Below are 13,275 nucleotides of genomic sequence, written 5' to 3' on the forward strand. Positions count from 1 at the left end.
GAATTCATCCATCAATTGTTTGGGCTAACAGCATAAAATACAATTCCGCTAGAAATATATGCGCTATATTCTCTTTTATTTTACCTTTGCACCAGAACCGAAAGTATCAAGTACATTGCCTTTTACTAGTTAAACTATGAGGATTTTTTCAGTGGCCTCCTAAATAGATATGACTTTTTCTGATAGTTATCTATGGGAATTTAACTGTAGGGAGACAAAAGTTTTGTTTTGGGGAACACCCAATTTCTTAACTTGACGGGCATGTGACGGTACCCTTTACTAACGTGAAACAATCGTTTATTATTTCATACAGAAAATCCCCTACACATTGTGTAGGGGATAAAATAAAACTATTATCTTAAATCAAATAGAAAATACTCAAAACTAAAATCGCAAAAGGCAGACATATTAATAAAAATTTCCCTATATAATCTTTTGGATTAGGTCCTTGTTTTTTTATCAGATAGTATTCCACACCTAAGTTATTAACTGTGATAATTAAAACACACATCACAAATAATAAGACTTTTTCTGTGTACATGTGTGTAAATGCAACCGAAAACATAATCAAGAAGGTAAACATTTGAAAAGATCCTCTACTAAAAATGTCTACTTTTCCACCAAAAAACCCTGCCATTTTACTCATATATCAAACTCCTAAACTAAATTTTATAGGCAACCTGCTGCTGCTTGAGCTCCTAACCAAACTGCTCCCACACCTGCACCGATAGCCCAACCTGCTGGTCCACTAACACCTGCCACTGTCATTAAACCACCAAAAGCAGTTGTATGTGCAAATCCAGCAAGTGTAGCTGCTCCACAACCAGTAATTCTAGTTACTGGTGAATTTCCACGTAATTCGCGTAAAGCATCTCTTCTTAATTGTACACCTTGTTTAGTATTAATTACATTATTCACTTTACTAACTGTAGTTTCTAATTCATTAAAGTATTTTTCATCTACCTGTACTTTTAATTCATCCTTATTTTCAATATACAGTTGATTCATACCTTTATCAAACTTAACATACTTAACCATAGCATCAACTGTTTTTTGTTCTTCTGGAGAAACAAAGTCAACTTGATTCTGTACGTATGTAGTATTTGATGGCGTTGCTGCATAACTTGATGTTGGTACCCCAATAGATGTTGCAAAAATTCCTGCCGCTAATAATACTCCTAATCCTTTTTTCTTATTAAACATGAAATTTTTCCTCTAATATTTTAATGGTACATAAGCGATATATCCAAATATAGTATAATACAAAATAATTATCTTTTGTTAATATTTACATATTTTTGAAAAATAAGAGAGGAACTATATAATTCTTATTGGATTAGTATTTATAATTATTTTATTAAATACAGTACGTGAAATTTTTAGTTTCCCCATTAATAATAGCCCCGTTTATTGAAACAGGGCTATTATTAATATCATTCGAATATATGAACATAAAACATATCTTGTTCTTCTTTAAATTCAATATTCGCTGCAGTTTTACCATTTTCGATTTCGCTTACTTCATGTCGGATATAATCAACATTAAGTTTCTCTAATACATATTCCGCGAACTGATCTTTATGATTGTTACCATCTGGTACATTCAATTTTCTTGAAACAGCAGCAGTAATCAAATCTGAAATTTGAATTGCGATAAATACATCTGATAACATTCCGCTCAATGTTTCTAATTGTAGATCTTCACCATAGTTTACTTTAAAACGTCCTTCTAAAAGTTGTTTTGTTTCCTCTAAATGAAGCTTATCCGATCCCTCATCTGCATCTTTGTAATAACAAATACTTCTTGGGAGTGATAAACGACCAGTTTGCACTTCATGCTCAATTCCAAGGTGAGCAAGTTGATAATATAACGAATAAATAGACTCTTCTAATGATTTGTACGTAACTTGGCTCTTTTTAACTGCCACAGCTTTAAAACTAACCATGTCCGAAAACTCCATTACTTTATCAAAAAAGCATTTGTAAGTATCAAGTTGTTGTTTCTTCATTTCTGTAAAATGAAATTCTTTAGGGAAACGAGCATTATTTTGCTTCGCTATTTCTTTTTGTTCATTTAACCATTCACGCATATCTTGTTGTACTTCTTGATGCCGCTGTATATCATTAAACCACACACTACCAACAATTAGATATTCTTCGTTTCCTGCTTTTCCACTTTCATCCGCATATACAAAGATTAGTGGTTTATGTGGTGGTTTATGTGCTATGGCTTTTTTCCGATGACTATTCGCTAATTCTTCGCGGAAACCTTCTACAGTAGGATCTGCACGAAATAAACCATATTCATTCTGTATTTTTGCTCTTGCACGTGTAAGTGCAGTTAATTTTGTATATTTCTTTAATTGTTCTGGCGAAACAGAGGCTCCTCTTTGATATCCCTCTTCATATGCTTCCCAATAACGAAGTTGAAGTTCTTGGTCGCTATTACGGGTTTCAATATGTTTATTAAGAATAGCCGCAACTTTAATGTACAATCGATCATATCTTTTTTCTAACATATGTCGAAGCAATCGTTCTTTTCCTTCTTGACGTTTTCGTTCTTTTTCTTCCTCTGGATCAACCACTTCTAGTTCTTTTGCTAAGTCTGGTGCTGCTGGTAAATTTTCAACTTCTGCTGCCAATATGTCTCCTCCTCTATAATTATATATCCCTATTACACTATATAATTACCAGGAGGTTTCCATATTGGAGTGTTAGAAGTCCAAAGCAGTAACTTATTTCACACGCGAACCTTCTAGCCAATCCATTGCATTAGCTGGATACTTTTCGTCTTTGAAAAATTGCACATCTTCTTCTGTTAGCTGATATACCGCTTTTTCTACTATTCTATTGCTAAATTGTTTCTTTACAAAATGATGATAAAATGCGAGCGTATCATACGTTTCTATATAATGAATAATCTCCACATTGCTACCATACTCTACTTTTAATCGATCAATTCTTCCACTTAAATCATTAGATAATGTATAAGTAAATTTATGATTCCCGGAAGGATATAGGGTCCCACCCCATGCCCATCAAGTTAAGATATCATAATACCCCCAGAACGAAAATTTTTTACATGTTAATCGTTTTTATCGTTTTGGGGTAACTCGTCCTTGTTAGCTTGATGGCGATGCGGCAGGACCCCATATAGGGCGGATTAACATTTTTCTTAGTCCCCTTTATAGGGTGTTTTTTATAAGCTGGACTGTAATTTAAGACTCTTTTTCATACCTCTTTCGGACGGGAACACCAATTGACCATTTGTAATCAATAAAAAACGCTCCATTTGTGGAATTAGTACATGTATGATTTTTATACCATTGGAAAACTCTTTGACTGGAGAATAATAGATAGAAAAATGTTGTTGGTGCAATCGTTCTTGCAGTTCTTCGATGTAAAGTATTAAATTACGTTCTGAAAATCTCGGAAAATCCTCAAACGAAACATAAGTTGCTGGAAATTGATTAAATACGGAACACATATTCATTTCTGCACAAGCATAATGACGAGGATACGGCTGTAATTGATTCAAAAAATGCTCTCGATGTGCCAGCTCATCACCAATATTTGCAGAAGCGATATGATTCACTTGAACCAATTCTGTAATACTTCGCAAGATAGCATATTCAGGGTATAAAGATGTACCGAGCCCAAATATACCAGTATGCTTTTTATTTTTTGTAACAGCTAATATAGTTGGAATTGCAACTTCCGTTGTTATATCCAATAGTATAATTTCCTCTTGTAACTCCTCTTCTGCATGTACAATCGTTTCTTTTAGGGATGATGGAAGCGTATTTGGATGAATTATATTTAATGTATGATCTGGCATATCATAGTAGAAATGCCGAAGTAGGAATAAAGAAAAGGCATCCCTTTCAATGACTTCATTCGTTGCATGAATAATCGCTTCATGTAAAGTGGAACCAATAGCTGTGCCACTATTAGAACTGTATCGTTGTACTTTCTGATACTGATAGGTATCCGTTTCAATTGGATGTTGCATATAATGTGGATTGGCAATAAAAAATGGATACCATACATGTTGTTGTGTGTTATTCAAAGCATAGTATTTTTTACAAAGTAATTGTTGATCTGGTTCTTCTACTATCAATTGCATAACACGCTCTCCGTTAAATATTGGGTTCTTCGCAATATGATGAGAAGAAAAATAGTCACACTCTTTCATTGACATGTTCTCCAGAGTATAATGCTCTAAGGCCTCAAACAATGCGCCTAATTCATTGTACTTCCCTTTTCCTACGCCGAATGATTCAATCTGTTGATTTAAATTAAATAATTCCACGTATGTGGTTTGTATTTTATCTCCAAAAGCTTTTTTTTTCACCGAAAAACTTAATTCTTTGAACGTATCCATAATACGTTGATGCGCAATTTCTTCTAAGGTTTCTCTTTCCCAAGAATATAGCATTCTAATAACCTCCAGTTAAATAAAATAAAGTAAATGAATACAATCTTTCATGGATTTATGTATAGATAAAGAGGACAGCATAAGACTGTCCTCTTTATCTTCTTTATTTTTTTTCTTGTAGTTTCTGTAATTCTTTTGTTTCAGACACTGTTAATTTAGGTTCATGATTTTCACTTGTTACTATAATCCAACGTCCCATTATGAACTCCTCCTTCATTATATAATCATGTGGTACATCCAAATTATAGAGGGAAAATATTAGGAAAACAACCTATTATTATGAAAATTCTAATTTCTCAATAAATTAAATTTCTATAATTACACTTTTGAGTGTAATTATAATTTTTATGTATTTAGTGATAAGGAGAACTCCCAATATTTCCATATAAGTATACCTTTTCGAGCAGTTTTTATTCTCATGCATCTAAAGGTTCCATTGCAAAGTTTGTAAAAATTTAAAGAGCGTGGGTAAGAGTCGTCAAATGTTACGCATTTATGAATAATTTCTGTAATTCTTTGTACGTCGAAAAACCGAAGTCTAGTCGTGAACTGCACCCAAATTGTTGGACACTAACTAACAATTGGAGGTGTAGTTTTTTATGACCAAATTTACTGCAGAAGAAAAAATAGCTGCTGTTCAATCCTACTTAGAAGGAGTTGCGGGATATGATACAATCGGTGCATCCATAGGTGCAGCCGTATCTACGATACGAACCTGGGTCATACAATACAAGCATAATGGTGTAGACGCGTTTATAAACTCCTATGCAAGTTACTCTGCACAGTTTAAACTAGACGTATTGAACTATATGAATGACCAAGGGACGTCATCGGATGAAGCAGCGGCAATTTTCAATATTCCTTCATCTGGTTTAATTCGTAAATGGAGAAGACAATTCGCATCACAAGGAACAGACGCCCTTATATCAAAGAAAGAGGGACGTTTAAACATGATGAAGAAAACCCAAAAGTCTGTCACACCTGTTAAAGGGTCAATCGAAGAATTGCAAATAGAAGTAGAGCGATTACGAATGGAGAATGCGTATTTAAAAAAGTTGAATGCCTTAGTTCAAAACAAGGATCGATTACAAAAAAAGAAAAAGTAAAGGTGATTTTTGAACTAAAGGCTGAATTTCCTATACACATACTATTAAAATTTTCCTGTATTCCACGTAGTACGTATTACTACTGGGTAAAAAAATGGAATGCTCCTGACAAAGATGCCGAATTAAAAACACTCATTCAGACCATTTATAATGAACATAAAGGACGTTATGGTTATCGACGTATTCGTGATGAGCTTATGAATCGTGGATATCAAATCAACCCTAAAAAAGTACAACGTATCATGAAAGAACTGGGGTTAGCCTGTCTCGTTCGTATGAAAAAATATCGCTCTTATAAGGGGAATGTTGGTAAGGTTGCTCCTCATATTTTAGAGCGCAATTTTCAAGCGGAAAAACCAAATGAAAAATGGGTTACGGATATCACAGAGTTTAAAGTACTTGGAGAAAAGTTATATATGTCACCCATGTTAGATTTATTTAATGGAGAAATTATAACGTATACACTCTCTTCCAAACCAACCTATTCACTGGTTTCCAACATGTTAAATCAAGCTTTGGAACGTTTAACAGAGGCCGATAGGCCTCTTATCCATTCTGATCAAGGTTGGCATTATCAAATGGAGAAATACCGTTGTGCCCTTACAAAACGTGGCATTACACAAAGTATGTCCCGGAAAGGGAACTGTTACGATAACGCAGTGATTGAGAATTTCTTTGGCATCATGAAATCTGAATTTCTTTACTTACAAGAATTTGAAAGTGTAGAACATTTTAAACAAGAGCTGGCTAAGTATATAGAATATTATAATTACAAACGAATTAAGGCAAAATTAAAAGGTATGAGTCCGGTGCAATACCGAACACATACCCAAGAGGTTGCCTAATAAAATAATGTGTCTAACTTTTTGGGGTCACTTCAGTCGAGGACTTCGGTTTTGTTTGTATAAGGCATGACGTAGACTTTGAAATCCTGCGGATTTAGCAAAACGTCGTTTTACATGTCTATGGTCTTGTTCGATAAGATTGTTCAAATCTTTGACTGTACAATGAGTTGTACATTGATAAAAGCCTTGTGTCTTTAATTTTTTAAGCGCACAAAGTAATGCCGGAGCTTTGTCTGTTGTGAGGACCGTTGGTTCTCCAAACGTTTTCACTAATCGTTTCATAAAGGCATATGCAGCCTTGTTATCCCGCTTTTTACGAAGTTGAATGGACCGTTGGTTCTCCAAACGTTTTCACTAATCGTTTCATAAAGGCATATGCAGCCTTGTTATCCCGCTTTTTACGAAGTTGAATATCCAATGTGTGCCCGTCTTTATCGATCGCACGATATAAATAACACCATTTTCCTTTGACTTTTATATAGGTTTCATCTAACTTCCAAGATGATTGTACGTTTTTATTTTTCTTCTTCCAAATTTGATAGATAATATAAATAACACCATTTTCCTTTGACTTTTATATAGGTTTCATCTAACTTCCAAGATGATTGTACGTTTTTATTTTTCTTCTTCCAAATTTGATAGATAAGGTTTCCATATTCATGAACCCAGCGCATGATGGTGTTGGGTGAACTGAGATTCCACGTTCTTCTACAATTTCAGAGACATCTCGATAACTTAAAGAAAAACGACAGTAATAGCCAACGGCTACCAAAATAATATCCTGTTTGAACTGTTTCCCTTTAAAATACCCCATATATCATTCTCCTGTTCACACTTTTTCTACAGGTTATCTCAGTTTAGAAATCTTTGCAACAGAACCATAAAATCTATTGGGATATGCTATTAAACCTGATGTAATGGTATTTCATAGTCCCACATAATGATTTTTCACTAAAATACTTCCCCAGTCATTACCGTCATAAATTCCTTAAAAAACTGTTCGTAATTCATATTTATTGCGATCCTATGCTTGGGACGATTACTGAATGTTTCGGGTTCCATAGTTGATCTAAAATCTCCAATGCTTTGTCCTCGTACAGTATCAATTACATTGACCATCACAGCCGATTGATAGTGTGTAAAAATGTCATCACGATTGAGTGCAATCATGGTCAACACATCATGAACCGGGCTACCCTGTATCCCAGGAACTTTTTTTTGATAAAATTGATAATAGTAGTAATCTAAAAGAGGCTTTAAAAACTTAGTTTTCCCCTTAGAATGAATATAATTGACCATTTCTGGTGTCACGATAGCAGGTTGTGTAACATTCAAAGGGTAAATGGATAAATTCTTTGCGTATCTCATCACAATATTAGCCGCAATGGGATCGCCATAAAAATTAGCTTCTGCAACTGGAGTAACATTGCCTGGATATAGAAAAGCCCCCCCCATAATATAATAAGAATGGACACTTTCCATCACATCTCCATAAAGGAGAAATAAGGTTGCCAGTGAAGTTAACCTTCCAGTATTCACGATAACAAGTTCATTCTCGTACTGTTTTATAAGTTTGAGCACTTCAAAGAAATTCTCAAATATTTTAAGCTCTAGTCCTGGTTGAATAGGTCCTATCCCAAATGTACCATGAACTTCTGGGTAAAAAGTTTCAACTTCTGCAGTCATGGAATGTTCCGCTCCACCAAAAACTTTTATATATTCTTTTCCTACACTTTTAAGTAAAAAACGAACATTTCTAATAACTTCTGTTTTGGGTACATTCCCATAGTCCGCAACAATTCCTATAACATCAATTTTAGCTGTTAAATGTGCATATGTAAGAGCTATCGTATCATCAATTCCAAAATCTCCAAAAAACAATACTTTTTTCCCCATGCAATGTTTCTCCTTAATTTTATTAGCTTTTTAAAAAGAGCATAATTAGGTACCATAATATAAGATTGTTTTTCGTAGTTATGTGTACTAATGAATTAATTTAGTTAGCATACACTTTCGTTAAAAATGAACAATTTCCTTTTGTATTAAATGAAATAGTATATATAATTATTGATTTCTGATAATAAGTGTTTATGTAAAAAAACTGCTCTGAATCTAACTTTTTCATTTTTTGTTTACAGGTATCTCCCCTTTTATTTATGGTATTTTGAATGTATACTTTTGTGGATGATTTTATCAAAAATGAGTAAAGTACGATAAATTCAATGATTTCGGGTATATGAATGTAAACAAATATTGAAAAGTTTACTTTCATTTTTAACCCCAATTACCAAAAGAACTTGTAGCCATTGCTACAAGTTCTTTTGGTATGGATAATAAGTATTATTCTTGTTCTAAAATACGTTTGACTTCTTCTACGCTTATTTTACTAGCTTTTGCGATTGTTTCAATTGGTACACCCAGTTCATTCATACCTTTAATCATTTGTATTTTCCCTTGTTGTACACCTTGTTCCATTCCTTTTTGAAGTCCCTCTTGGATTCCTTCTTTCTTTCCTTCGTTATGTGCATGAGCAAACTTTGCTGCCTCATCCATTAAGGCTTTTTCCCTTGCTTCATATTCTTTACGGAAAGAAGAATCTTGACTCATGCGTTCCCATTTATTCATTGCTTTTTGTAAAATTGGGTCTTGATTCATGGCAATGTCCTCCAATGTTTGTGTGAGATGTTCATCTTCATTGGCTGGCAATAGTAATAACCAGCGTACAAACGAATCCTCCCACGGATTTACTTTTTCGTCGCGCCATTGTTGCATTAGTTTTGGAATTTCTACAATATGAACTTCTATATCATCACTCAATACGTTTTGTTGCTGCATATTCCACAGTTTTCCTGTGGTATGGAATTCCTCATATTCCTGGAACATCACAAAGTTTAACAAGTTAATGGTAATCGTTTTATGAAGCGAACTATATGGCATCCCTTTTTGTAATTGAGATGTGTATAATCTCCCCCAATAATATAAACTCCGTTTGATCATATCATGGTTATTATTAAGCTGGATTTCTACGTTTACCTTTGTTCCTGTATCTAATGTAGCTGAAACATCTAAAATAGATAATTTATCGTCCCCATGTTCACGGTGTAAATGTGGGTCTTCTAACTGTAGTGAAGCGATTGGTGATTCTAAAGAGTCTTTTAGCATTGCGTTTAAAAATGTAATTAAGATGTCTTCACTACCATTTGTGCCAAATAATTGTTTAAAAGCAAAATCAATGCGTAAATTTACTAACTGGTTGGACATGGGCTTCCTCTCCCTGTCTATATCATGTCTTTTCCTTATTGTACATAAAAGCGGATGGAACATGCAAATAGGCCCCTATAATTATAGGGACCTATTGCAGATACATACAACTGAGTCGTATACACGCATACTATAGAATTTGAAAAACCCACCTAAAATTAAAAACAAGAGAAATCCCTCATATTATACATTTTTTAAAAAATATACACCATTGATTGTTAGTGTCACTTTACCCATAAGTTGACCGCATTTGGAAGCATTAGTTGACCAGAAAACACTTACTTTTATAGGCGATTATCTAACGGAATTGGAAGCATAAATTGGCCTTGAGTTAATGATTAACCCATAAGCTGGCCGTTAGTTTATGCGGAATTTTATACATATGGAGTAAAGGAAATAAATACAATGATTGCTTTTAACCACTGATATAATAGGAGGAATAAGAAACTGCATACATAGGTGAAGAGGATGTTTCACAGAATGTTGATAAGCCCGGGATTGTTGTTGAGGAGAACTTCTGATAATGTTGCGTTATGTGAGCAAGACTTGAATAGGATATACATCATACTTTTTCCTAATTAGAATAAAATGGTAGTAAAAAGATATTGGAGGGGTTTTATGAAGCTAGTAGGGCAACAAATTTATCTTCGACTTTACAAAACTTCTGACGCCAGCGAGTCAGCTAAATTACATACTAGAAATCGCGAATTTTTTCAACGAGTTTGCCCATTACTCCCAGAAGCCTTTTATACAGAAGAACATCAAAAAATACGCATTGAACAGGCATTAAAAAAGACAGATGAAGGGCAATTATATGCTTTTGGAATCTTTTTAAAAGTAACTGATAAACTTATCGGAGACATTTCATTAACTCAAATTGCTAGGGGAGACCTCCAAAGCTGTTATACGGGATTTACTTTAGATAAGGAGTATAATGCAAAGGGCTGTACAACAGAAGCTCTTCAACTTGTTGTAGACTTTGCTTTTAGAGAATTAAAACTACATAGAATTGAAGCAGGAGCTATGCCTGACAATATAGCATCTATTCGTGTATTAGAAAAAGTAGGGTTTAAAAAAGAAGGTATAGCTAAAGAAAATGTAAAGATTAATGGCAAATGGACAGATCATCAAATATTAGCTATCATCAACAACTTGGATGTGTAAGCTCATTTCACTTCCGATAACGGGAATTTAAGTAACCTACTAATGATGGCCTGTTGAGCTATCTTTTTTTGTTGTATGCTGTAGGGTGAGAATAAAGTTTAAATAAAATTTTACCTTCAATCATTATTTAATAACAAATATAAAAACTCCATTTTGAAAAAAGATTGATCAAAATGGAGTTACTCTTTTTAGAAAACGATGAGATTTTTATAAAAATCTCATCGTTTTCTAGCAGTGTTGATTCGTAATTACGCCCGATTGCAGAATAAAAGGCATAAAGTTAGTTCCTACTATAAGGACTACTTTTTACATAGATATATTGTTAGTTCTTACCGATTAGTATTTCTAAATCAACAGTTATTTGAGCTGAATCCCCTTCCAAGAATGACTTAACTTGTTTTTCTGTGGTCGCCCATAATAAAGGAGTCATTTGAACTAACGATTGCATGGATAGATTATCAAGTATAATGGTATAACATAATCTTGAACTATCTACCAATTGGAAGCTCTCATTAAATCGTTCAATAGTATCAACATTAGAATAAGATTGTTTTTCAGATCCATCGAATATAATTTCTCTTAATTCTTTTAAGTATCCACTTCCAGGAACGACTTTAATCACTAAACCATCAGCTTTTAACAATCTATTAAATTCTGCATAATTGGAAGGTGATAAGATATTCAGAATAATATCAAATTGCTTATCTTTAAATGGTGTATTTGCTAAATCGGCAACAGCCCAAATCTTATTGGTGTAGTTCTTAGCTGCTACCAAAATACCTTCTTTAGAAAGATCAATCCCTACTCCTGTAACTGTTTTTTTATAAACAGAACTAGCGATATTGCAAATGCTAGATAAATGAGAACCTTCGCCACATCCCATATCAATTACAGATATTGATTCTTTTTTAACAGCAACATGTTTATTTATGCTTTCAACAATTACCTGACTTAATGGTGCAAAAAAAACATCCTCTGCAATAATTTTTCTTCGTGCTTCAAAAAGTTCCTTACTGTATTTAGTTTTTACCAGTTGAGTTGTCAAGTTGATATATCCTTGTTTGGTAAAATCAAATGTATGGTTATTTGAGCAGATTAAGCTCTTTAACTCAAAAACCTTCATTGGTGAGTCACAAATAGGACACTTGAAAATATGTTCAAATTTATTAAAATATTCTGCGCTCTGCATTCTTTTGTTCATTTTATACAAAGAAGCCACCTCATTCATTTTTAGATAAATGAAAAAGGCATAGACAAATAAACCCTCATCATATTTCAAAAAAATATAAGTTGGATTTGAACGTAGTCTATACCTGTCACTATCTATAACGAATGAATTGAATAATCATGAAATTAACTCCTTTGTAAGTGTATAGGTTTTAACCCATAAAGACGTTAACATAATTAAATTTTTATTGCAACTAAATACTTTTAAACGTGATAGTAGAATAAAAAGAGATAAAACTGTATGACTTTTTTATAGACAGTTAATCTTTTTTCAAAACGGTTAAACCTTATTTCAAATCCCAATATGCATATTAGAAGCATAAGTTTGCCGCAAACTAAAGGAAGCATAAGTTGACCAAAACGGCCATCTTATGCTTCTTTTCACAGTTAGATAAAAATTATTTTATGTTGGTACTTTATGATATGATAAATTTTGCAGATTTTGTTTGTGTAACAAACTTCATTTAGGGCTAATATGAGGCACCATTTCTGAAAGTGTTATGTCTTATTCGCTTATTAGGCATAAGGTGTTCAAATCGATAAACGAATAATTGTAATCTGTAAAACTAAAAGACCATTTAGCTATTCATCAGCAATGGTCTTTTGGTTTTTCTTGCATTATATAGTTTAAATTACAGCCTTTTTAAGACTTTAACAAAGAAAATAACTAACCTGGATTACGGTATGGTAATACTGCACTGACCATCATAGGAAACACATAACTTGGTAGAAGTAACTACTATTTTACAATCTCCAAATCTTCTTTTTACTTCTGTTTTTAATTTTTCATTTGCATCTTTTAGAAAATGAGCGGGAATTGTTGCGGATTGTAAGGCTGTTTCTTTGTTACTGTACATCACAGAAAAATCAATTTCATATCGATGTATCATAGTACCCTCACTTCCTTTTCAATTATTCACTTACAACTCATCTTTGAATACGTTTTGTTTCCGTATCTGCCTACTGTTCGCATATGCCTGTGGTAAATACCAACTTTTCCAAAAACGTATTATCGGGTTCTGTTGCAAAGTTTCTTAACACATTAAAAGTGGGACAAATTACAGACGAATTTTATAAAATCGTTAGTAATTGTTGTAATTCGTTATACGTCGAAAAGACGGAGTCTAATTGAAGATGGTCTTATCCCTGTCAAGTAGACAGTATTAAAAAAGACTAAGCAACCATCGCGATTCGATATTCTATCGGAGCTCGGTGGTTGAGTCGTTTTTGGAAC

At 33.4% G+C, this 13,275-nt stretch carries 11 protein-coding genes and 1 pseudogene; 2 read left to right on the forward strand and 10 right to left on the reverse strand.

What is annotated here, in order from left to right; genetic code table 11:
* Positions 1-358: 358 nt before the first annotated feature.
* The 5 genes from AZF08_RS19130 to AZF08_RS19150 all read right to left on the reverse strand — a co-directional run bounded on the left by AZF08_RS19130 (position 359) and on the right by AZF08_RS19150 (position 4,438).
* Positions 359-646, reverse strand: coding sequence for a hypothetical protein (locus AZF08_RS19130; RefSeq protein WP_033679115.1), 288 nt, complete (start codon positions 644-646; stop codon positions 359-361).
* A 23-nt stretch (positions 647-669) separates the two neighbouring features.
* Positions 670-1,203 carry a hypothetical protein gene (locus AZF08_RS19135; protein WP_033679114.1) on the reverse strand — a complete coding sequence of 178 codons (534 nt, stop codon included), beginning with the start codon at positions 1,201-1,203 and terminating at the stop codon, positions 670-672.
* 230 nt (positions 1,204-1,433) lie between these two features.
* Positions 1,434-2,642 carry a DUF3800 domain-containing protein gene (locus AZF08_RS19140; RefSeq protein ID WP_033679113.1) on the reverse strand — a complete coding sequence of 403 codons (1,209 nt, stop codon included), beginning with the start codon at positions 2,640-2,642 and terminating at the stop codon, positions 1,434-1,436.
* A 93-nt stretch (positions 2,643-2,735) separates the two neighbouring features.
* The gene (locus AZF08_RS19145; RefSeq protein ID WP_033679111.1) at positions 2,736-2,927 is read right to left on the reverse strand and encodes a hypothetical protein; all 192 of its coding nucleotides are present in this window, start codon (positions 2,925-2,927) and stop codon (positions 2,736-2,738) included.
* Positions 2,928-3,199: 272 nt separating this feature from the next.
* Positions 3,200-4,438 (reverse strand): YcaO-like family protein, encoded by a 1,239-nt coding sequence (locus tag AZF08_RS19150; RefSeq protein WP_033679110.1) that lies wholly within the window; start codon positions 4,436-4,438, stop codon positions 3,200-3,202.
* Between the two features lie 599 nt (positions 4,439-5,037).
* On the opposite strand from AZF08_RS19150, the gene AZF08_RS29040 reads away from it, so the two are divergent.
* Positions 5,038-6,389 (forward strand): IS3 family transposase gene (locus tag AZF08_RS29040; protein WP_153019557.1). Its coding sequence is split into 2 segments (ribosomal slippage): positions 5,038-5,485 and positions 5,485-6,389, totalling 1,353 coding nucleotides; the frame shifts between segments, so codons are not numbered across the junction.
* A gap of 27 nt (positions 6,390-6,416) precedes the next feature.
* Here AZF08_RS29040 and AZF08_RS31415 read toward each other — a convergent pair.
* From AZF08_RS31415 to AZF08_RS19180, 3 genes and pseudogenes are all read right to left on the reverse strand, one after another.
* Positions 6,417-7,203 (reverse strand): annotated as a pseudogene (locus tag AZF08_RS31415) (IS6 family transposase).
* 137 nt (positions 7,204-7,340) lie between these two features.
* Positions 7,341-8,285 (reverse strand): nucleoside hydrolase, encoded by a 945-nt coding sequence (locus tag AZF08_RS19175; protein WP_033679147.1) that lies wholly within the window; start codon positions 8,283-8,285, stop codon positions 7,341-7,343.
* A gap of 444 nt (positions 8,286-8,729) precedes the next feature.
* Positions 8,730-9,650, reverse strand: coding sequence for an Rpn family recombination-promoting nuclease/putative transposase (locus tag AZF08_RS19180; protein ID WP_033679146.1), 921 nt, complete (start codon positions 9,648-9,650; stop codon positions 8,730-8,732).
* A gap of 618 nt (positions 9,651-10,268) precedes the next feature.
* Between AZF08_RS19180 and AZF08_RS19185 the strand changes: the two genes are divergently transcribed.
* Positions 10,269-10,814, forward strand: coding sequence for a GNAT family N-acetyltransferase (locus AZF08_RS19185; protein ID WP_033679144.1), 546 nt, complete (start codon positions 10,269-10,271; stop codon positions 10,812-10,814).
* A gap of 322 nt (positions 10,815-11,136) precedes the next feature.
* Here the strand turns inward: AZF08_RS19185 and AZF08_RS19190 are convergent, their stop codons facing one another.
* Positions 11,137-12,015, reverse strand: coding sequence for a putative RNA methyltransferase (locus AZF08_RS19190; RefSeq protein WP_033679148.1), 879 nt, complete (start codon positions 12,013-12,015; stop codon positions 11,137-11,139).
* A 703-nt stretch (positions 12,016-12,718) separates the two neighbouring features.
* Positions 12,719-12,931 carry a hypothetical protein gene (locus tag AZF08_RS19195; protein WP_033679143.1) on the reverse strand — a complete coding sequence of 71 codons (213 nt, stop codon included), beginning with the start codon at positions 12,929-12,931 and terminating at the stop codon, positions 12,719-12,721.
* Positions 12,932-13,275 lie beyond the last annotated feature (344 nt).

The organism is Bacillus gaemokensis (assembly GCF_001590835.1).
Lineage (GTDB): Bacteria > Bacillota > Bacilli > Bacillales > Bacillaceae_G > Bacillus_A > Bacillus_A gaemokensis.